The organism is Solwaraspora sp. WMMD937 (assembly GCF_029581175.1).
Lineage (GTDB): Bacteria > Actinomycetota > Actinomycetes > Mycobacteriales > Micromonosporaceae > Micromonospora_E.
In genome coordinates this window covers 4,528,768-4,549,701 of sequence record NZ_CP120738.1, presented here as the reverse complement: position 1 = coordinate 4,549,701, position 20,934 = coordinate 4,528,768, and the positions used below count along the sequence as shown (strand labels likewise).

At 70.4% G+C, this 20,934-nt stretch carries 19 protein-coding genes; 9 read left to right on the top strand and 10 right to left on the bottom strand.

Annotation, left to right across the window (positions count from 1 at the left end; genetic code table 11):
* Positions 1-96 precede the first annotated feature (96 nt).
* Complete coding sequence (locus tag O7621_RS20185; RefSeq protein ID WP_282230683.1) at positions 97-1,143, top strand: glycosyltransferase family 2 protein; 1,047 nt, start codon at positions 97-99, stop codon at positions 1,141-1,143.
* A gap of 46 nt (positions 1,144-1,189) precedes the next feature.
* On the opposite strand, the gene prcA is transcribed toward O7621_RS20185, so the two are convergent.
* The 5 genes from prcA to arc form a co-directional block, all read right to left on the bottom strand.
* Positions 1,190-2,044, bottom strand: a complete 855-nt coding sequence (prcA, locus tag O7621_RS20180; protein ID WP_282230682.1) for a proteasome subunit alpha — start codon at positions 2,042-2,044, stop codon at positions 1,190-1,192.
* Positions 2,045-2,111: 67 nt separating this feature from the next.
* Positions 2,112-2,951: a proteasome subunit beta gene (gene prcB / locus O7621_RS20175; protein ID WP_278169020.1), complete on the bottom strand. Its 840-nt coding sequence runs from the start codon at positions 2,949-2,951 to the stop codon at positions 2,112-2,114.
* A 130-nt stretch (positions 2,952-3,081) separates the two neighbouring features.
* Complete coding sequence (locus tag O7621_RS20170) at positions 3,082-3,297, bottom strand: ubiquitin-like protein Pup (RefSeq protein WP_123601515.1); 216 nt, start codon at positions 3,295-3,297, stop codon at positions 3,082-3,084.
* A gap of 101 nt (positions 3,298-3,398) precedes the next feature.
* Positions 3,399-4,916, bottom strand: a complete 1,518-nt coding sequence (gene dop / locus O7621_RS20165; RefSeq protein WP_348775250.1) for a depupylase/deamidase Dop — start codon at positions 4,914-4,916, stop codon at positions 3,399-3,401.
* 190 nt (positions 4,917-5,106) lie between these two features.
* The gene (arc, locus tag O7621_RS20160) at positions 5,107-6,888 is read right to left on the bottom strand and encodes a proteasome ATPase (RefSeq protein ID WP_123601513.1); all 1,782 of its coding nucleotides are present in this window, start codon (positions 6,886-6,888) and stop codon (positions 5,107-5,109) included.
* Between the two features lie 202 nt (positions 6,889-7,090).
* On the opposite strand from arc, the gene O7621_RS20155 reads away from it, so the two are divergent.
* On the top strand, positions 7,091-7,423 hold the full coding sequence (locus O7621_RS20155) for a ferredoxin (RefSeq protein WP_278169019.1): 333 nt from the start codon (positions 7,091-7,093) through the stop codon (positions 7,421-7,423).
* 69 nt (positions 7,424-7,492) lie between these two features.
* On the opposite strand, the gene O7621_RS20150 is transcribed toward O7621_RS20155, so the two are convergent.
* Genes O7621_RS20150 through O7621_RS20140 form a run of 3 tightly spaced genes read right to left on the bottom strand, consistent with a single transcriptional unit; the run spans position 7,493 to position 10,241 of the window.
* Positions 7,493-8,059, bottom strand: coding sequence for a hypothetical protein (locus tag O7621_RS20150; protein ID WP_282230681.1), 567 nt, complete (start codon positions 8,057-8,059; stop codon positions 7,493-7,495).
* A complete protein-coding gene (locus tag O7621_RS20145; protein ID WP_282234668.1) occupies positions 8,056-9,021 on the bottom strand; it encodes a tRNA (adenine-N1)-methyltransferase in 966 nt (321 codons plus the stop codon). The genes O7621_RS20150 and O7621_RS20145 overlap by 4 nt, the downstream gene beginning before the upstream one ends.
* Before the next feature lie 47 nt (positions 9,022-9,068).
* Positions 9,069-10,241, bottom strand: a complete 1,173-nt coding sequence (locus tag O7621_RS20140; RefSeq protein WP_282230680.1) for a site-2 protease family protein — start codon at positions 10,239-10,241, stop codon at positions 9,069-9,071.
* Between the two features lie 443 nt (positions 10,242-10,684).
* Between O7621_RS20140 and O7621_RS20135 the strand changes: the two genes are divergently transcribed.
* The 5 genes from O7621_RS20135 (at position 10,685) to O7621_RS20115 (ending at position 17,079) form a co-directional block, all read left to right on the top strand.
* Positions 10,685-11,569, top strand: coding sequence for a PD-(D/E)XK nuclease family protein (locus O7621_RS20135; RefSeq protein ID WP_348775249.1), 885 nt, complete (start codon positions 10,685-10,687; stop codon positions 11,567-11,569).
* Between the two features lie 65 nt (positions 11,570-11,634).
* The gene (locus O7621_RS20130; protein WP_282230679.1) at positions 11,635-12,930 is read left to right on the top strand and encodes a sensor histidine kinase; all 1,296 of its coding nucleotides are present in this window, start codon (positions 11,635-11,637) and stop codon (positions 12,928-12,930) included.
* A complete protein-coding gene (locus O7621_RS20125) occupies positions 12,927-13,625 on the top strand; it encodes a response regulator transcription factor (RefSeq protein WP_282230678.1) in 699 nt (232 codons plus the stop codon). Before O7621_RS20130 ends, O7621_RS20125 begins: the two co-directional genes overlap by 4 nt.
* 140 nt (positions 13,626-13,765) lie before the next feature.
* On the top strand, positions 13,766-14,533 hold the full coding sequence (locus O7621_RS20120; RefSeq protein WP_282230677.1) for an ABC transporter ATP-binding protein: 768 nt from the start codon (positions 13,766-13,768) through the stop codon (positions 14,531-14,533).
* On the top strand, positions 14,533-17,079 hold the full coding sequence (locus O7621_RS20115) for an FtsX-like permease family protein (RefSeq protein ID WP_282230676.1): 2,547 nt from the start codon (positions 14,533-14,535) through the stop codon (positions 17,077-17,079). The genes O7621_RS20120 and O7621_RS20115 overlap by 1 nt, the downstream gene beginning before the upstream one ends.
* 44 nt (positions 17,080-17,123) lie before the next feature.
* Here the strand turns inward: O7621_RS20115 and O7621_RS20110 are convergent, their stop codons facing one another.
* Together O7621_RS20110 and O7621_RS20105 are read right to left on the bottom strand one after the other, a co-directional pair.
* Positions 17,124-17,816, bottom strand: coding sequence for an HAD family phosphatase (locus O7621_RS20110; RefSeq protein WP_282234667.1), 693 nt, complete (start codon positions 17,814-17,816; stop codon positions 17,124-17,126).
* Positions 17,817-17,918: 102 nt separating this feature from the next.
* Positions 17,919-18,677 carry a neutral zinc metallopeptidase gene (locus tag O7621_RS20105; RefSeq protein WP_282230675.1) on the bottom strand — a complete coding sequence of 253 codons (759 nt, stop codon included), beginning with the start codon at positions 18,675-18,677 and terminating at the stop codon, positions 17,919-17,921.
* 256 nt (positions 18,678-18,933) lie between these two features.
* Between O7621_RS20105 and O7621_RS20100 the strand changes: the two genes are divergently transcribed.
* Positions 18,934-19,803 carry a PAC2 family protein gene (locus tag O7621_RS20100; RefSeq protein WP_282230674.1) on the top strand — a complete coding sequence of 290 codons (870 nt, stop codon included), beginning with the start codon at positions 18,934-18,936 and terminating at the stop codon, positions 19,801-19,803.
* An 84-nt stretch (positions 19,804-19,887) separates the two neighbouring features.
* The gene (locus O7621_RS20095; protein WP_282230673.1) at positions 19,888-20,910 is read left to right on the top strand and encodes a methyltransferase; all 1,023 of its coding nucleotides are present in this window, start codon (positions 19,888-19,890) and stop codon (positions 20,908-20,910) included.
* The last annotated feature ends 24 nt before the right edge of the window (positions 20,911-20,934 follow it).

The following is a 20,934-nucleotide window of genomic DNA, read 5'->3' as shown; positions in this document are numbered from 1 at the left end:
CTCGCGGCCGCCGGGTCGACGATCCCGACAGCCGACGGACACGACAGGCACGCCCGCGTCGGGCGGCCCGGCTCCCAGGCCAGGAGAGAAACCGAAATGTCGGAGATGAGCTACAAGTCCCGGGTGCCCTCCGGTCTGCCCCGGGTGAGTGCCGTCGTGCTGGCCTGGGGCGCTGAGCCGCTGCTGCGCCAATCGGTGGAAGCCCTGCTCGCCTCGGTCAAAGTCGACGTCGACGTGGTGCTGGTCGACAACGGGTGCACCACCGACGACGTCGCCGTGCTGGGCAACCTTTCCGGCGTCACGGTGGTCGGCGACGGCCGCAACGTCGGCTTCTCCGCCGGCTGCAACATCGGCGTGGCCGCTGCCGACGGCGAGTACGTGGCGTTGGTCAACGGCGACGCGGTGGTCGAGCCGACCACCCTCGCCCGGCTGGTGGACGAGCTCGCCGACCCGGGCATCGGCATCGCCGCCGGCGCGGTGCGGCTGGCCGACGAACCGGACCTGCTCAACTCCCGCGGCAACGAGGTGCACGTGCTCGGGTTGAGTTGGATCGGCGGGTTCCGCGAGCGGGAGACCCGCACCGAGTCGACCGAGACCGCCGGTGCGATGGGCGCCTGCCTGGTGACGCGGCGTGCGCACTGGGATCGGCTGGAGGGTTTCGACCCGCACTACTTCGCTTACCACGAGGACGCGGACCTGTCGATCAGAACCTGGCGAGTCGGTCTGCGAGTGGTCAACGTGCCGGATGCGGTGGCGCTGCACCGCTACGAATTCAGCCGCAACAGCTTCAAGTTCTACCTTGTCGAACGCAACCGGGTGATGTTCGTGGCCACGACATGGGGCGCCCGGTCGCTGGTGCTGCTCGGCCCGCCGCTGCTGGCCCTGGAGTTGGCGATGCTGGTGCTGGCGGCCCGGCAGGGTTGGCTGGCCGACAAGCTCCGCGGCTACCGGTGGCTGTGGCAGCACCGCAGCCACCTGCGGCGACGCCGGGCACGGCTGCAGGCCGAGCGGACCGTCCCGGACCGGGTCTGGATGCGGGTCCTCACCGACCGGCTGGACACCCCGCTGATCGACCCGCCGGGCAGGACGGTGTTCAACGCCGTACTGTCCGCGTACTGGCGGACGGTGCGGCGCTGGGTGTGACGCACCCGGGTCGAAACGCGGACCCGGCGCGTCACACCCAGCCCGGTCAGTCCTGTTCGGTGGTGCCGGAGTCGCCGGCGGCGTCCTCCAAGTCGGCGGAGGCGGCCGAGGAGGTCGGCTTCTCCGGCGTCGACTCGGGCACCCGGGGACCGCCGGACCGGCCCGCTTCTCCCGACGAGGGCTCGTCCGCCGAAGTGGCGGCACCGCCGTCGAGCAGTGCGGTCAACGCGGCACCAGTGATCCGACGGAAGGTCCGGCCACGGCGGCGACGGTCGAGCACCGCCACCTCCAACTGGTTGGCTGCGATGCTGCGGGTCGCACCGTTCTCGCCGCCGACTTCGGCCAGGGCCCGCACCGCGAGCCCGACCGCGTCGGACAGCGACATGTCGGCCCGATGGTCGGTACGCAGCACACCGGCGATCGTCTCGGCGTGACCGCCCATCGCCATCCACCCCGGCTCGTCGGTGACCGAGCCGTCGTAGGTCAGCCGGTAGATCTCGTCAGCAGCCGGCTCCAGCCCGACCTCGGCGACGCAAATCTCCACTTCGAACGGCTTCGACTGCTCGGTGAAGATCGACCCAAGGGTCTGCGCGTACGCGTTGGCCAGCGCCCGCCCGGTCACGTCGCGACGGTCGTAGCTGAGGCCGTTCAGGTCGGCCATCCGCACCCCCGCCCGGCGCAGGTTCTCAAACTCGTTGTACCGGCCGACGGCGGCGAACCCGATCCGGTCGTAGATCTCGCTCACCTTGTGCAGGGCGCTGGACAGGTTCTCGGCGACGAACAGCACACCGCCCTCGAAGCTCAGCACCAGCGCGCTACGGCCCCGGGCGATGCCCTTGCGGGCAAGCTCGGAACGGTCCCGCATGATCTGCTCGGGCGAGGCGTAGAACTGCATTGCCACGGCGGCGGCTCTCCTTCGACCAGGTGGTAACGACTACAGCGGACGAGACAAGTCGGCGCTCGCGGGTTCAGCCGCCCGGATTCTCGGTACGCGCGGCGACGACCGCCTCGGCGATCTGGGCCGACTCGGCGTCGGTGAGCCGGTGGGTGCCGGCCGCCGTCGCGGTCATCACCACCGGGAAGATCCGGCGGGTCAGGTCCGGGCCGCCGGTGGCGGTGTCGTCGTCGGCGGCGTCGTACAGCGCCTCCACCGCGAGACGGACCGCGTCGGCGCTACTCAACCCGGAACGGTACCGCTTCTTCAGAGCCGCTTTCGCGAACAGCGACCCGGAGCCGATCGCGTCGAAGCCGGTGGTCTCGTACGGACCGCCGGTGACGTCGAAGCTGAAGATCCGGCCGGCCTCGGCCGGATCGGTAGCGGCCAGGTCGAACCCGGCGAACAGCGGCACCACGGCCAGCCCCTGCAGCGCGGCGCCGAGGTTGTTGCGGATCATCGACGCGAGGCGGTTCGCCTTGCCGTCCAGGGAGAGGACGGCGCCCTCCATCTTCTCGTAGTGCTCCAGCTCGACCTGAAACAGCCGCATCAGCTCGATGCCGATGCCGGCGGTGCCGGCGATGCCGATCAACGAGTAGGCGTCGGCGGGATGCACCTTCTCAATGTCCCGGTTGGCGATCAGGTTGCCCATCGTTGCCCGGCGGTCACCAGCCATCACCACGCCTTCGGCGGTGACGAGCGTGACGATCGTCGTGGCGTGCGGACCGACGTCCGCGGACAGCCCGGGCGGCAGTGGGCGGCGCCCCGGCAGCAGATCCGGTGCGGCCGACGCCAGGAACTGGGTGAAGGAGGACGTTCCCGCGTTCGTGAACACGTCCGGAAGGCGTCCGGATGGATCGAATCCCGCTGCCACGTGGTCCCTCTCTGCAGAACGTGATCGCCTGACCGGGCCGCCGTGCCGGCACGGCGCCGGTCAAGGCCACCGGTGTGTTGGAGCAGACTAGCGTGCGCACCCGCTGGGTGCGATCTTCACCGCCGGCGAGCTACTCGCCGCCCTTCTGTACGTAGCCGCGGACGAACTCCTCGGCGTTTTCTTCGAGCACCGAGTCGATCTCGTCGAGCAGGTCGTCGACGTCCTCGGTGATCTCGGCATGCCGCTGCGCGGCCTCCGGATCGGTCTCGGTGACCGTCTCGTCGACTTCCTCGGCCCGGCGGGACTTGCCGGACTGGGACTGACCGCCGCTGTCACGGGTAGCCATCAGGTGCCTCCTCCACACGATCGCCTAGGTGAAACTTACCTCGCGGTGGCGACGGAACCGGCCGGCGTCGGCCACGTTCGCGCCAAGCGAACCTGGCCGGCTCAACCGCCGGTGAGCACCTCCAGCAGGTCCTTGGCGCTGGCGCACCGGTCGAACAGGTCGCCCACGTGGGCCTGGGTCCCCCGCTCCGGCTCCATCATCGGCACCCGGACCAGCGACTCCCGGCCCACGTCGAAGATGACCGAGTCCCAGCTGGCGGCGACCACCTCGGAGGCGTACTGCGCCAGGCACCGGCCGCGGAAGTAGGCCCGGGTGTCCGGTGGCGGCTCGACCATCGCGACGCGGGTGGCGCTGTCGTCGAGCAGGGTGCGCATCGCTCCCCGACCCACCAGGCGGTGGTAGAGGCCCTTCTCCGGCCTGACGTCGGCGTACTGCAGGTCGACCAGCTGCAGTTTCGGCGAGGCCCAGGTGAGCCCTTCCCGCTCCCGGTAGCCGTCGAGCAGCCGCAGTTTCGCGACCCAGTCCAGCTCCTGCGCGCAGGACATCACATCCCGCCCCAGCCGGTCGAGCACGTCCTCCCAGCGGTCCAGCACGTCAGCCGTGGCCTCGTCGAGGTCGGTGCCGTACCGGTCGTCGACGAACGCCCTGGCCCGTTCGTAGAACGCCCACTGCAGGTCGAGCGCGGTGAGCCGACGGCCGTCGCGCAGCCGCATCAGATGCGCCAGGGACGGATCGTGGCTCACCGCCTTGAGCTCGGCCACCGGGTCGGCGATGCCCAGATCGGCGCCGAGCGCCTTCTCCTCGATCATGGTCAGGATCAACGAGGTGGTGCCGACCTTCAGATAGGTGGAGATCTCCGAGAGGTTGGCGTCGCCAATTATCACGTGCAGCCGGCGGTACTTGTCGGCGTCGGCGTGTGGTTCGTCCCGGGTGTTGATGATCGGCCGCTTCAGCGTGGTCTCCAGGCCCACCTCGACCTCGAAGAAGTCGGCCCGCTGGGAGATCTGGAACCCGGCCTGGGAGCCGTCCTGGCCGATACCGACCCGACCCGCCCCGCAGACGATCTGCCGGGTGACGAAGAACGGCGTCAGGTACGCCACGATGTCGGCGAACGGCGTCTGCCGGCGCATCAGGTAGTTCTCGTGGGCGCCGTAGCTGGCGCCCTTGTTGTCGGTGTTGTTCTTGTACAGCTGGATGGGGTGCGAACCGGGGATGGTCGCCGCGCGGCGGGCCGCCTCCGCCATCACCCGCTCCCCCGCCTTGTCCCACCGGACCAGGTCCAGCGGGGTGGTGACCTCGGGGGTGGAGTACTCGGGATGGGCGTGGTCGACGTAGAGCCGGGCGCCGTTGGTGAGGATCACGTTGGCCAGGCCGAGATCCTCGTCGGCGAGGGCCTCTGCCGGATCGTAGGCCGCTCCCGAGTAGGTGAAGCCCCGGGCGTCACGCAGCGGCGACTCCTCCTCGTAGTCCCACCGGGCCCGACCGCCCCGGTTCAGCTCGGGTCGGGCGCCGTAGGCGTTGACCACCTGGGAGGAGGTGACCATCGGGTTGGCTCCGGGCTGACCGGGTACGGAGATTCCGTACTCCACCTCGGTGCCCATGATCCGCCGCACACTCATGCCGTTACCTCATCGCTTCCGTCGGCGCCCGTCGTGTCGAGCGTAGTCCGCGCACCGACGGAACCGGACGTTGGCGTGTCCGTGTGGTCACGCGGGGGCGCGTCGGACACCGGTTCCGAGGCGCGGTCCATGCGCGCCGCGGAACCGGTGTCCCGCACCCCGAGGCGGGGTGCGGGACACCGGACCGTGGTCAGAGGTACTGCCCGGTGTTGCTGGCCGTCTCGATCGACCGGCCGGCCTCCGCGCCCTTGCCGCCGGAGACGAGGGTACGGATGTAGACGATCCGCTCCCCCTTCTTGCCGGAGATCCGGGCCCAGTCGTCCGGGTTGGTGGTGTTGGGCAGATCCTCGTTCTCCCGGAACTCGTCGACGCACGCGTCGAGCAGGTGCTGCAACCGCAGACCCTTGCGCCCGGAGGTGAGGAACTCCTTGATCGCCATCTTCTTGCCCCGGTCGACGATGTTCTGGATCATCGCGCCGGAGTTGAAGTCCTTGAAGTACAGGACCTCCTTGTCCCCGTTGGCGTAGGTCACCTCGAGGAACCGGTTCTCGTCGGTCTCCGAGTACATCCGCAGCACCACGGCGTCGATCATGGCTGCCACGGTGGCCTGCGGATCGTCGCCGTGCTCGGTGAGGTCGTCCGGGTGCAGCGGCAGCCCGGTGAGGATGTACTTGGAGAAAATGTCCTTGGCCGCCTCGGCGTCCGGACGCTCGATCTTGATCTTGACGTCCAGCCGGCCGGGCCGCAGGATCGCCGGATCGATCATGTCCTCCCGGTTGGAGGCACCGATCACGATCACGTTCTCCAGGCCCTCGACCCCGTCGATCTCGCTCAGCAGCTGCGGAACGATGGTGTTCTCCACGTCCGAGGAGACACCGGAACCGCGGGTCCGGAAGACCGAGTCCATCTCATCGAAGAACACGATCACCGGGGTGCCCTCACCGGCCTTCTCCCGGGCCCGCTGGAAGATCAGCCGGATGTGCCGCTCGGTCTCACCGACGTACTTGTTGAGCAGCTCAGGGCCCTTGATGTTGAGGAAGTAGCTGGTGTGCTTCTCCTCACCCCGCCGCTCAGCGATCTTCTTGGCCAGGGAGTTGGCCACCGCCTTGGCGATCAGCGTCTTGCCGCACCCGGGCGGACCGTAGAGCAGGATGCCCTTCGGTGGACGCAGGTGGTGCTCACGGAACAGCTCCGCGTGCAGGAACGGCAGCTCGACCGCGTCCCTGATCTGCTCGATCTGAGCGTGCAGGCCGCCGATGTCGGTGTAGTCGACGTCCGGCACCTCCTCCAGCACCAGCTCCTCGACCTCGCTCTTCGGGATCCGCTCGTAGGCGTACGCCGACCGCGGCTCGATCATCAGCGAGTCGCCGGCCCGCAGCGCACTGCCGACCAGCGTCTGCGCCAGGTGCACCACCCGCTCCTCGTCGGCGTGCGAGATGACCAGAGCGCGGTCACTCGGCTCGCCGGTCGGGTTGTCGAGGAGTTCCTTGAGCATCACCACCTCACCGACCCGCTCGTACCCGAACGCGTCGACCACGTTGAGCGCGTCGTTGAGCAGGACCTCCTGGCCGCGTTGGAGCTCGTCGGCGTCCAACGAGGGGGAGAGCGCCACCCGCAGCTTCCGGCCACCGGTGAAGACATCCACCGTGCCATCCGCGTGTCGGGCCAGGAAGACGCCGTACCCGCTGGGCGGTTGCGCCAGCCGGTCGATCTCCTCCTTGAGCGTGACGATCTGGGCCCGGGCTTCCTTGAGGGTCGCCACGAGCCGTTCGTTGTTCTCGGTCAGTCGGGCCAGCTGCGCCTGCGCTGCCGCCAGCCGTTCCTCGAGCTGCCGGACGTGTCGGGGGCTTTCGGTCAACTTGCGCCGCACCAGAGCGAGTTCCTCTTGAAGAAACGCGACCTGGGTGGAGAGATCGTGGGCCTCCTTCTCCCACCGTGCGGCGCGCGAATCCGCGTCGTCGCTGCGTGCCACGTCCCACCTCCCCGGGGGCTAAAACGTACTGCCCTAACACTAGCCGTTTGCCGGACGTTTCGAACCCACGCAACACAGTCGTCCCACAACCTTGATCGCTCGGGCACGTCACAAGCGGCCGACGGACGCCTGGCCGGCCGGTCCCACGGCGTGTCGGGTACCGTCGGGACGCGAGGACGGGCACGACCCAGGGAGGTGCGCGGTGACGACCCCGACCGAGACCCGGTCCCCCGGAGAGCCGGGCGAAACGGCATCAACCGACACGGAGCTGCAGGTCTGGGTCGACCAGGACCTCTGCACCGGGGACGGGCTGTGCGTGCAGTACGCCCGGGACGTCTTCGAGTTCGACATCGACGGACTCGCCTACGTCAAGGACGCCTCCGGCGAACTGCAGGTCGCCGAGGGCGCCCGGGTCGCCGTCCCCGAACGGCTGCGGCTCGACGTGATCGACGCGGCCAAGGACTGTCCCGGCGAGTGCATCCACGTGGTCCGCGCGGACGACCAGACCGAGGTCAGCGGACCGGACGCCGGTTAGCCACCCAGTACTACCAGTACGGCTGCTGCCCGCCGGCACGGCCACCTGCCCTGCGATGCGTGACCCATGTCACAGCAACGGCCGGCCCACCACCGAGGCGACCACCCGGGCGAACTCCTCGAGCCGCGCGATCTGCCCCGAACCACCGTCGTCGAGCGTCTTGCCGAACCGCAGCGCGTCGTGCCGGGGGCCGAGATGCTCCTCCGGTTGCGTCTCGTCCTGCGAACTGAGCAGCAGGTAGACGTCGACGCTGTCCACCCGGATCTGCCCGGTCGGCGTACGGGTCAGCCGGCGGCGGCAGCCGACCTCGGTGACCGTGGACAACGGCACCACCCGCAGCGACGACGTCATCGACCCGACCGGCCCGTCCCCCGGCGGAACGTCCTCACCGTGCCACAGGACCATCCGGCTGCCGTCGCAGATCGCCACCTCCTGCCAGACCCCGTTGACCTCGTTGACGAACCGCTCGAGGGTGAAGGCGAGAACCTCGGCACCCGCCAGCACCCCACCGAGCGCCTCCAGCGCGACGTCCGGATCCCGCAGGTACGCCCGGCTGGCCGCGTCCAGCTCCGGATAGGGCGACCAGTCAGGGAAGACCGCCGGCAACTCGCCACCACCGAACGCGGGCCGGCTCATGCCGAACCCGTCCCGGCCACCGTGCCCCGCGACGCCGCCGGCCCTTCGGCCCCGTCGGGTGACGCCGGGCCAGCGGCGTCGGACGGCACCGGCGCACCGGTGTGGTCCCGGCGGCGCGCCGCGTACGCCTCCGCCCCCTTGCTCGGCTTGCGCCGCCGCGGCGGCGCGCTCACCCCCGGCGCCAACCGGCGGGCCGACACCAGGAACGCGGTATGCCCGATCATCCGGTGGTCGGGCCGCACCGCCAGCCCGTCGACATGCCAGTCCCGCACCAGCGACTCCCACGCCCGGGGCTCGGTGAACCCACCGTCGGCGCGCAACGCCTCGACCAGTTCGCTCAGCTGCGGCGTGGTGGCTACGTAGCCGACGAAGACCCCGCCGGGCAGCAGCGCCCGAGCCACCAGGTCCAGCACCTCCCACGGCGTCAACATGTCCAGGATGATCCGGTCGAAGCCGACCTCCGGACAGGATGCGACATCACCGACGTGCAGCCGCCACGCCGGGTGCGGGCCACCGAAGAACGCCCGCACGTTCGCCCGGGCCACCTCGGCGAAGTCCGCCCGGGCCTCGTACGAGTGCACCTCACCGTCGGTGCCGACAGCGCGCAGCAGCGAACAGGTCAGCGCGCCCGACCCGGCACCGGCCTCCAGCACGCGGGCACCTGGGAACACGTCACCCATCGTCACGATCTGTGCGGCGTCCTTCGGATAGATCACCTGGGCCCCGCGCGGCATGCTCAGCACGTAGTCGGCCAGCAGTGGACGCAGGGCGAGGTACGCGGTACCGCCGGCCGACGTCACCACGCTGCCCTCGGGCAGGCCGATCAGCTCGTCGTGCGCCAGGGCACCGCGATGGGTGTGGAACGACCGGCCGGCAGCGAGCGTGACGGTGTGCATCCGCCCCTTCGGGTCGGTCAGCTGCACCCGGTCGCCCGGCTGGAAGGGGCCACGCCGGGTCGAGATCGGCGTGGTACTGACGTCGCCGGATGCGACGGCGGTCGGCGGAGGGGTCACGGGCTCATCTTTCGGTTCGGTTCCAACAACTGCGCCAGATCGGCGACGTGCAGCACGCCGATCACGTCCTCGCCCCGGGTCACCAGGTACTGCGCGCCCGGATGTTCCTGCACGGTACGGACCACCTGCTCGCCGGTGAGGTCGACCGGGATCCGGCGTACCCCGTCGATGCCGCGCGCGACGGTGTCGACCGCCACCCACGGGCGGCGCTCCGGCGGGACCGCCGCGGCCGCGGCCCGGTCCACCAGCGCGACCAACCGGCCGACCGAGTCCGTCACCGCCATGGCCGGCTCCCGGCCACCCGGCTGCGCCGGGTGGGGGCCGGCGACCCGACGCTGCGCCTCGGCCAACGGCGTGCCGCTCGGCACCGGAAAGACCGGCTGGGCGAGCATCTCCAGGTCGACCAACGGGAACCGGCGGCCGATGCGCGCGACCCGGATCGACTGGCCGGCACCCTGCCAGAGGGTGAACGCCACCAGTAGCATGAAGATCAGCCCGAACGGGGACAGGATACCGGCCACCGTGAGCAGCACCACCAGGCCGGCGGTGCCCGCCGCCACGGCCCGACCGACCCAACCGGCGGCCTCGGTGCCGACGTGGCGGTCCCTGGTCACCGCCCAGACCGCGGCACGCAGCGCGCGCCCGCCGTCGAGGGGCAGCCCCGGCAACGCGTTGAACACCGCCACCAGCAGGTTCGCCGCCGCCAACTGGAACGCCAACTGGTTGATCAACGTACGGTCCGGCAGCAGCACAGTGGCCACCACCGCGACCAGGCCCAGGACCAGCGACACCGCCGGACCGGCCAGGGACACCAGCAGGTCGACCTTGGGGGTCGGGGCGTCCCGGTCCATCTCGGTGTAGCCGCCGAGCATCTCCAGGGTGATCCCGCGGACGCCGATGCCGTAGCGGCGGGCGGTCAACGCGTGACCCAACTCGTGCAGCAGCACCGAACCGAGCAGACAGACCACGAAGCCCAGCCCGACCGCGTACCGGGCCGGCTGCGGCACGTCCAACTGGGTGCGGACGAACTCGCCGTACAGCACGGTGACCAGGATCGCCAGGAACAGCACCGAGGTGTGGAGGTGCACCGGGAAGCCGAGCACCCGGCCGAGGCTGATCCCCGGCCGCCGGTCAGGGCGCCGGTCGGGGCGTTTCGCGGTGTCCTCCATCGGGTTGATGCTACGGAACACCGTACCGGCCGGCGCGCACGGTTTGACGCCGAGCCGCCGGCCGGATTGTCACAGCGGTGCCATACCCTGCGTGCCTTGACATCTCCCCCTGCTGAAGCAGGGAGGTTCGACCCTCACGGATCGAGCTTTCTGCTTCGCCGACCACAGCCGACCCGAATCAACGGCAAGGGACGGAGCACCGCCCATCGGTCCTACACAGTCTCCACAGACGTCACTTCCACCAGCCCGGCGGTAGACCTGACCGGCCTGGTTGTCACCGGAAAGGCGACGCCACGTTAGCACATCTGTTCGCCCGCCGGAGGGTCCTGGCGCGCGAGCGGTGGACGTCGATCCGCCTCGGCGAATCGACTCTCCCTGCCCTGCTCCGCAGGAGTCCGTTTCCTCCCCGGCCGGAAGGCCGGAGTATCCACGGAAGGCATTTGATGACAATCGGCCCGGACATCGCGCCCGACGTCGAACCACCCCGGCTGGCCACGTTGTCGCCGTCGCGGGCGGCCGATTTCAAGACCTGCCCGCTGCTGTACCGGTTCCGCAGCATCGACCGGCTGCCCGAGCGAACCACCGTCGACCAGGCCCGGGGCACCCTGGTCCACGCCGTCCTGGAGCGTCTGTTCGATCTGCCGGCCGACCAGCGCACCCCGGCGGCGGCCGCCGACCTGGTCGCCCCGCAGTGGCAACGGCTGCTGGACACCGACCCGACGCTGGCCGACGTCGTCACCACCGGGCCGGCGGAGCCGGCACCGGACGAGCAGGCGGGCCGCCCGGAGCTGGACGAGTTCCTGGCCGCCGCCCGACACCTGCTCGACGGTTACTTCACCGTCGAGGATCCCCGCCGGCTGGAACCGGCCGAACGGGAGAGCCTGGTCAACGCGGTGGTCGACGGGCAGCTGTTGATCCGCGGCTACATCGACCGGCTGGACGTCTCCCCCGCCGGGGATCTGCGGGTGGTCGACTACAAGACCGGCGGTGCCCCCCGAGAGGCGTTCGAGTCCCGGGCGCTGTTCCAGCTCAAGTTCTACGCTCTGGTGCTGTGGCGTACCCGTGGCGTCGTCCCCCGGGTGCTCCGGCTGCTGTACCTGCGCGACGCCGAGATCTGCGACTACACGCCGGACGCCGAGGAGCTGCAGCGGTTCGAACGCACCGTCCTGGCGCTGTGGCGGGCGATCCTGCAGGCCACCGAGAGCCGGGACTTCCGCCCCAAACAGAGCCGGCTCTGCGACTGGTGCAGCTACCAGACGTACTGCCCGGTGTACGGCGGGACCCCGCCGCCCTTTCCCGACCTGGCGCAGGACCTGGTTTCCTCCTGAGGGAGGAGGCCAGGTTCGTACCGCGGTGGGCGCGACGCCACCGCCGTACCGGATACCGTCGCGGCATGGAGCCCACCGAGCCGGACCGGTCCACCGGACCGCACGGGTCACGGCGGTGGTGGCGGTGGTGGCGTAGGGCCCGGAGCGCCGGCACGACCGGGCCGGTACCGTCGGTGCTGGCCCGCGACGGTCTGCTCGCCGCCGCGGTCATCCTGGTCGATCTGGCCCTGCACGGACTCGGCCAGCCCGGTCAGTCGAGGCCCGGGCCGGGCCTCGACTGGCCGGCCGTCGTCGGCTGGAGTCTGCTCGCGGCGGCGCCGATCGCGCTGCGCCGAGTCGTCGTCTGGCCCGCCGTGCTGGCCAGCGCCGCGATGGTGGCCGTTCCGCTGCTGACCGGCCACGAACCGGTGAGCATGGCGCTCGCCCTGGTGATCCTGACCTACACCGCGGCCTGCTGGCTGGCGCTGCGCCCGGCGGTCGTCGCCACCGCCGTACTGTGGCTGCCGGTGCTGACCGTCAACGCGGTGCTGCCGCAGGGCACCGAACTGCCGGGAATCTCCCGGATGTACCTGCTGTTCGTCAACGGGCTGACCATGCTGGTCGCCTTCTTCATCGGGCGGACCGTGCACGCCCGCCGGTCGGCGACGCGGACGCTGGCCGAACGCGCCCGGGTAGCCGAGGAGAACCAGCGGGCCGCTGCGGACCAGGCGGTCGCCGACGAACGGCGACGGATCGCCCGGGAGCTGCACGACGTCGTCGCCCACCATGTCAGCGTGATGGGGGTGCTGGCCACCGGTGCCCGTCGGGTACTGCAACGCGACCCGGCCGCCGCCGACGAGGCGCTCGGCACCATCGCCGACACCAGCCGCAGCACGTTACGGGAGATGCGGCGGCTGCTCGACGTCCTGCGCACCGACGCCGAACCGGCCGACGCCGAGCTCACCCCGCAGCCAGGGCTCGGCGGCATCGAATCCCTGGTCGAGCAGATCCGCGAGGCCGGTCTGCCGGTGACCCTGCGGATCGACGGGGTACCCGGGGACCTGGATCCCGGTGTGACGCTGACCCTCTACCGGATCGTCCAGGAGGCGCTCACCAACGCGCTCAAGCACGCCGGAGCGGCAACCGCCGAGGTGCGGCTCAGCTTCGGCGTCTACTGGCTGATTGTCGAGGTCTTCGACACCGGCCGCGGTCCCGGTCCGGACCGCGGCCGGGTCGGGCACGGTCTGGTCGGAATGCGGGAGCGGGTGGCCCTGTACGGTGGCACGCTGCGGACCGGCCCGCGCCCCGGCGGTGGCTTCCGCATCTACGCCAAGCTGCCGATGGAGCAGCTGGGGGCGGTTACCCGACAAGGAGCACCGTGAGCGAACCCGGCATCGCCGCGCCGTCCACCACCCGTCCGGTGCGGATCCTGCTCGCCGACGACCAACCGCTGCTGCGCACCGGATTCCGGATGGTCCTCGGCGCCGAGGACGACCTGGACATCGTCGGCGAGGCGGCGGACGGAGCGGAAGCTGTCGACCTGGCCCGCCGGCTCCTGCCCGACGTCGTGCTGATGGACATCCGGATGCCCCGGATGGACGGGGTGGCGGCGACCCGGGCGATCGTCGACGCCCGGCTGCCGGTCCGGGTCCTCATCCTCACCACTTTCGACCTCGACGAGTACGTGGTGGGGGCGCTGCGCGCCGGTGCCAGCGGCTTCCTGGCCAAGGACGTGCCCGCCGAGGACCTGGTGGCCGCCATCCGAACGGTGGCGGTCGGTGAGGCCGTGGTGGCCCCCCGGATCCTCCGCCGGCTGTTGGACAAGTTCGCGCTCAGCCTGCCCGACCCGGACGCGGCACCGCCGAAGGTGCTGGACGTGCTCACCGAACGGGAACGTGAAGTGCTCATCCAGATGGCCCGAGGGCTGTCCAACGCCGAGATCGCCACCACCCTGTCGGTCAGCGAAACCACCATCAAGACCCACGTCGGACACGTGCTGACCAAACTCCGGCTGCGGGACCGGGTCCAGGCCGTGGTGCTGGCGTACGAGTCCGGCCTGGTCCGCCCGGGCGGATGAGTCCGGCCCGTTGGGATCATCCTCAGGTCGGAGGAGCGGCCCCGTCGTGGACGGAGTGGTGAACCGTTCCCGGGCAGGACCCAGTCACCGTTGCCGGAACATACCGTTGGCGACAGACAACAACGGTAGGAGCCTCCGACGTGACAACGACGACAGCGACCGGACCGGCTGCCCGGGCAGCCGACGTGTGGAAGGTGTACGGCACCGGCGAAGCCCAGGTGATCGCCCTGCACGGCGTCACCCTCGACCTGGAACCCGCCCGCTTCACCGCCATCATGGGGCCGTCCGGCTCCGGCAAGTCCACCCTGATGCACTGCCTCGCCGGGCTCGACACCGTCACCCGCGGCACCATCACCATCGGCGACACCACAGTCACCGGACTCAACGACGCCGGGCTGACCAGACTCCGCCGGGACAAACTCGGCTTCATCTTCCAGCAGTTCAACCTCCTCCCCACGCTCACCGCCGAGGAGAACATTCTGCTGCCCATGGCGATCGCCGGCCGCAAACCCGACCCGGCCTGGTTCGACACCGTGATCGACACCGTCGGCCTGCGTGACCGCCTGCACCACCGACCCACCCAGCTGTCCGGTGGCCAGCAGCAGCGGGTCGCCTGCGCCCGCGCCCTCGTCGCCCGCCCGGACGTTGTCTTCGCCGACGAGCCGACCGGCAACCTCGACTCCCGCGCCGGTGCCGACGTCCTCGGGTTCCTCCGCAACTCGGTACGCGACCACGAGCAGACCATCGTCATGGTCACCCACGACCCGGTCGCCGCCTCCTACTCCGACCGCGTCGTCTTTCTCGCCGACGGCCGGATCGTCGACGAGCTACGGCAGCCGACCGCCGAGGCGGTCCTCGACCGGCTGAAGGGCCTCGACGTCGCGGCGATCGAGCAGGAGCATGCCTGATGCTGCGCGCCACGTTGAAGAGTCTGCTCTCCCGCAAGCTGCGGCTGGTGCTGTCCGGGGTGGCGATCATCCTCGGGGTGCTGTTCGTCTCCAGCGCCACGGTGCTCACCGACAGTTTGAGCAGCCGCTTCGAACGGCTCTTCCAGACCGTCAACGCGGACGTCGCCGTACAGGTGCAGGCGGCCGATTCGGCCGGTCAGCAGGCGGAGCCGCCGCTGCTGACCGACGCTGACCTGGATCGCATCGCCGCTATCGACGGGGTGGCGTCGGTGACCGGTGACGCCAGTTCGACCGGGGTGATCCCGTTCCGGGCCGCCGACGGCAAGGCGGTGCCGAGCCAGGCACCGCAGCTGGGCATCGGCCTGACCGCAGCAGGCGACGACGACGCGCTGCTCCAGATCGCCGAAGGACGCACGCCCAGCGCCGACGACGAGGTCGCGGTGACCCGGTTGACCGCCGAGCAGGCCGGCGTCACGGTCGGCGACCGGCTCCGGGTGTACGTCTCCAGCGCCTACCAGGCCAGCGAGTACGACGTGGTGGGCCTGCTGGAGTACAGCGGGGGCAGGTCCACCCTCGGCGGCGAGACCCTGGTCGCCTTCACCGTGCCACGGGCACAGCAGTTGTTCTACGGCGAGGCCGGAGTGTTCGGCGCGGCACAGTTGACCGCCGACCCCGGCGTCACCGACGACGAGCTCAAGCGGCTGGTGGCCGACGGGCTGCCAGTTGGGTTCGAGGCGGTGACCGGCGCGGAGCTCGCCGACGAGCAGGCGTCCCAGTTCACCCAGCTGCTGACCTTCGTCAACTGGTTCTTCCTCGGGTTCGCGCTGATCGCGTTGCTGGTCGGCATGTTCCTGATCTTCAACACGTTCAACATCCTGGTCGCGCAGCGGTCCCGCGAGCTGGCCCTGCTCCGGGCACTCGGCGCCAGCTGGGCCCAGGTCACCTCGGCGGTGCTGATCGAGGCGCTGGTCGTCGGCGTGATCGCGGCCACCCTCGGCCTGGCCGCCGGCATCGGCGTCGCCGCCGGCCTGCAGTTCCTGGCGGTCGAAGCGCTGTCGCTGCCCGCTGGCGGGCTGATCGTCTCACCGGTCGCGATCCTGGCGTCCTACCTGGTCGGTGTACTGATGACCATGGTCGCGGCGTTGATCCCGGCGATCCGCGCCTCGGCGGTTCCGCCGGTAGCCGCGATGCGCGACGTGGTCCGCCCGGACCGGCCACTGACCGGGCTCACCATCACCGGTGGGGTGGTCACCGCGCTCGGCGCGGGGCTGCTGGCCGTGGGTCTGATCGGTGTCTCCGGGCTGACCGCCGTCGCGCTCGGCGGTGGGGTACTGCTGTCGATCATCGGCGTGGCGCTGCTGTCGCCCGCCCTCACCCGTCCGGTGGCCGGCACCGTCGGTCGCCTGGTCAGCTGGGGTACGGCGACCGGTCTCGGCCGACGCAACACGCTGCGCAACCCGCGGCGTACCGCTGTCACCGCCGCTGCACTGATGATCGGGGTGACCCTGGTCAGCACCATCGCGGTGATCGGGTCGTCGTTGAAGGCGACCACCACCGACCTGGTGGAGAACGGCCTCGGGGCCGAGATCATCATCTTGACCAACGGCCAGCAACTGCCGACCGGGCGGGAGGGTTTCGATCCCGAACGCCTCGACCAGGTAGCCGAGATCGACGGTGTGACCGGCACCGTCGCGTACCACATCGCGATACTGACCGCCGACGGCCGCCCCAACCAGCTCATCTCCGCCACCGACCTGTCACAGGCCGGCCCGATGTTCGCTTTCGAGACCGTACAGGGCCGCCTCGACGCCGGCGACGGCGAGACGGTGGTTGACGTGAACACCGCGCAGTCCAACGGATGGACGGTCGGCGACGACATCGTCATCGACATGCCGCGTGGCGGCGAACGGGCCTACGAACTCGTCGGCGTCTACCGCACCGCGCTCACCGCCGGGCTGATCCTGCCCGAGTCCCAGGTGCAGTACCTCGCCGGGCCGCTGGCCTACCAGGGGTTCGTCGCCACCACCCCGGACGCCGACGTGCAGCGGATCGTCGCCGAGACCGAGGCGCTGATGGCCGACTACCCGTTGGTGACGGTCGGCGACCGCAGCAGCTTCGTCGAGCAGCAGAACCAGTTGGTCGACATCCTGCTCAGCATCTTCTACGTACTGCTGGCCCTCGCGGTGCTGGTGGCCTTCATCGGAATCGTCAACACCCTGGTGCTGAGCATCTACGAACGCACCCGGGAACTCGGGCTGCTACGCGCGGTAGGGATGAGCCGACGCCAGGTCCGCCGGATGGTCCGCGTCGAATCACTGCTGATGGCGGTCTTCGGCTGCCTGCTCGGTGTGGCGTTGGGCGTGGCGCTCGGACTGGCCGCGTCGTTCGCGATGCGCAGCCAGGACGTGCTGTCGGTGGTCAGCGTGCCGGTCGGCCAACTCGTCGGGTTCGTCGTCGCCGCCGCGCTGGCCGGCGTGGTCGCTGCCTGGTGGCCGGCCTGGCGGGCGTCCCGGTTGAACGTACTGCAGGCGATCTCGCACGAGTGACCGGCCAGGCCGGTTGACGGGCAGCCCCGAACCGGGGCTGCCCGTCAACCGGCCGCCACGGGCAGATCGGCCCGGTACGCGGCGAGCAGCGCGGTCAGATCGGCCACGGTCACGTCGCACAGACTGGCCCGTACCTGGACCCGGTCCGGCACCGGGAACGCCGCCTCGGCCGGCACCGCGAGCACCGCCGCCCCGGCGGCGTGCGCGCTGGCCACCCCGGCCGGGGAATCCTCGACCGCCACGCAGTCCGTCGCCGACACGCCGAGGGCGGCGGCGGCGGTCCGGTACGGGGCCGGATCGGGTTTGGTCGCCGGCACCTCGTCGCCGCAGCACACCACGTCGAAGTTGTGCCGCCCGATGGTGTGCAGCGCCACGTCGACCAGGGCACGTTCGGTCGAGGTGACCAGCGCGGTACGGAGGCCGGCCGCCCGGACGGCCCGGACCAGCTCGAAGGCGCCCGGCCGGGCCGGGACGCCGACGCTGAACAGTGCGGTGACCCGACGGGTCAGCCAGGCTGCGCCGGCCGCCGGGTCCCGCCACGGCTGGTCCAGGTCCTCATGCAGCAGCCCCATCGTGGTGGCCATGTCCGAACCCACCATCGCCAACCGCGCCTCGGCAGACAGTTGCCCGCCGTAGTGCACGGCCAGTTCCCGCAGGGCCACGTCCCAGAGCTTCTCGCTGTCGATCAACGTTCCGTCCATGTCGAACAGGACGGCGGCGGGTGGCGGGGTATTCAGCGGAACCTCCCTGGTCCGGGCACGACGGGTTGTCCCACGATCCTGCCTGATCACAGCGCTGTCGCCCAGCCGGCGACGGCGCAGGTCGCCGGCCGGCGTGAGTCAGGTCAGGTCACACCCGGCCAGCGACCGGTCGTACCCGTTGAAGAAGGCCGCGATCCGCTGGTCGGCGGTGCCGTGCGAGCCCTCCTCGAACCAGGGCTGGTCGGGATCGTCCGCCACGCTCGCCAGACCGCGTTGGAACTCCTCCAGGTCACCGTCGTCGAGCTGCAGCGTGCCGTCGCGTACCGAGTCACCGAGATAGGCCCCGGCCAGACAGTCGGCGGCCAGCTCCCGCTGGATGCTGAACCGGTACTCCAGATCCAGCCGCACCTGGATGCCGTGCGCGTATTCATGGCCGATGAGGTAGAACAGGAACGAGTCGCCGACCGTCTGGAACACGTCGAATGCCCAGTTCGCGTCGTAGGCGATGAACTCGGACCCGCTGGTCAGGCAGTAGACCGCGTTGTTGCGCGGAATGAGCTGGTCGCCGCAGCTCAGTTCGCCGTCGCGTTGGTAGGCGATCGCCTGCCCGATCGGCTCGAACGCCGCGCCGAACCCGGCGAACCGCTGCGACCAGTACTGGTCGGCGAGAGCTTCGGCCCCCGCGATGTCCTGCTCGAACTCCTCGACCGTGTCGGTGCCGTCGAGTGACCCGTCGGCCGCCCCGGTGGCACCGCCCCCGGGCACCGCCGGCTGATTGGGTTCACCCGGCCCGGCATCGGGCAGCGGCACCGCGGCGCAGGCCGCCGCCGCGACGACGGCGGCACACAACGCCACCAGCTGAAACCGGCCGCGGACACGGTCGCCGGGCTGACGCATACCGGCCTCCTCGCTCAGTTGTCGGACGGCGACGCGTGGCCGTCTGCGGTCCATGCTGCCCCAGTTGCGCAATACGTACGGCGGCGGTGCGCGGATCAGGCCGCCGGTGGAGCCGGCGCGGCCACCGGGCCGGGTCGTTGACCGGCACGTAGGCTGACAGGGTGAGGCACGACAACTACCCCGCACCCAGACGTCGACGAGTAGTCGCAACGACCGCGCGCACGCTGCCAGGTCGCAATGACGGCAAGGAGGCCCGGTGACCGAGTTCGACGGTCTTCCGGTGCTGCGGTCACCGGTGGCAATCGCCGCGTTCGAAGGTTGGAACGACGCCGCGGACGCCTCCACCGCGGCCGTCGAGCACCTGCAGGAGGTCTGGCGGGCCCGGGAGATCGCCGCGCTGGACCCGGAGGAATTCTACGACTTCCAGGTCAGCCGGCCGACCATCACCGGCTCCAGCGGTGACGCGCGCCGCATCGAGTGGCCGACGACCCGGTTCATGGTGGCCAGCCCGGAAGGCACCGACCGGGACGTGGTGCTGATTCACGGGATCGAACCGAGCATGCGCTGGCGCACCTTCTGTGAACAGGTCCTGGAGCTGTGCCACAGCCTCGAGGTCAACCGGGTGGTGCTGCTCGGCGCTCTACTCGCCGACGTGCCGTACACCCGGCCGCTGCCGATCAGCGGGACCGCCTCCGAGAAGGAGGCGGCGCAGCGGCTCCAGCTCGTCCCGACCCGGTACGACGGTCCCACCGGGATAGTCGGAGTACTGCAGGACGCCTGCGCCCGCGCGGAGGTGGACGCGGTCTCGTTCTGGGTGCACGTGCCGCACTACGCCAACAACCCGCCCTGCCCGAAGGCGACACTGGCGCTGCTGCACCGGGTGGAGGACGTGCTCGACCTGCCGGTGCCGATGGCTGACATGGCCGAGGAGGCGGCAAAGTGGGAGGCCCGGGTGCGGACCACCGCCGAGCAGGACGCCGAGCTGGGCGAATACGTTCGCGAGTTGGAGGAACGGGTCGGCGACGCTGGTATCCAGCCGCTGACCGGTGACGAGATCGCTCAGGAGTTTGAGAAGTACCTGCGCCGCAGGGGCGGGTCGGCCGGCCCGACAGCCGGTTCGTGGTGACCGGCCGGACGGATACCCGACCTGGATCTATCGGCTAACTGACAGCTCCGTCAGTCGGACGGCCCTTTACCGGAAAATGTCCGGATGCTAACCCCCACCCCTCTTATGCGTCTGGTGACCGGTTTCTGGAGCTTCAAGACCCTGGCCGCCGCCGTCGAGCTGAACCTGTTCACCAGGCTCGCCGGCGGCCGGACCATCACCGTCGGGCAGCTGTGCGACGAGTACGGGTTGGCTGAGCGCCCGGCGGATACCCTGCTCGCCGCCTGCGCCTCACTCGGACTGCTCACCAAGCAACCCGGCTCCAACAGCTACCGCAACGCGCCGATCGCCGAGGAGTTCCTGGTAGCCGACCGTCCCTACTACTTCGGCGGTCAGATTCGCTACTGCGACGAACGCACCTACCTACCGTGGCACCGCATCGGTGAGGCGTTGCGTACCGACCGGCCACTGACCTGGGATCCGGACACCCAGGAGTCGCTCTTCGCCGACGTGGACCCGCGGATCCGGAACTTGTTCCTGGAGGCGATGTACGCCGCGTCGATCTTCACGGCCCGCGCACTGGGCGACGCCTACGACTTCAGCGTCCACCACCGGCTACTCGACCTGGGCGGCGGGTCGGGCGCGTATCCCATCGAGTTGTGCCGGCGCTACCCGCATCTGCGGGCGAGCGTCTACGACCTGCCACACGTCGTGCCGGTCGCCGCGGAGAAGGCTGCCGCCGCCGGCCTGGCCGACCGGATCGACACCGTCGCCGGTGACTTCTTCGCCGACGAGAAGCTCCCTCAGGGACACGACACCATCCTGCTCGGCATGATCCTGCACGACTGGGACGAAGCGACCAACCGGGCGCTGCTGGCCCGCTGCCACGATGTGCTGCCGTCCGGCGGCACGATCGTCGTCTGCGAGTTGCTGCTCAACCCCGACCGCACCGGTCCGCCCGAGGCCGCCTTGATGGGGATGAACATGCTGGTAGAGACGGAGGGCGGGCGCAACTACTCGGAGACCGAGTACGCCGACTGGCTGGCCGATGCCGGCTTCGGCTCCATCCGTACCGTCGTCTTCGACGCCCCCGGTGCGAACGGTGCGCTGATCGCCCGCAAGCGGTGACCGCCGCCGGGCGGTGACCCGGCG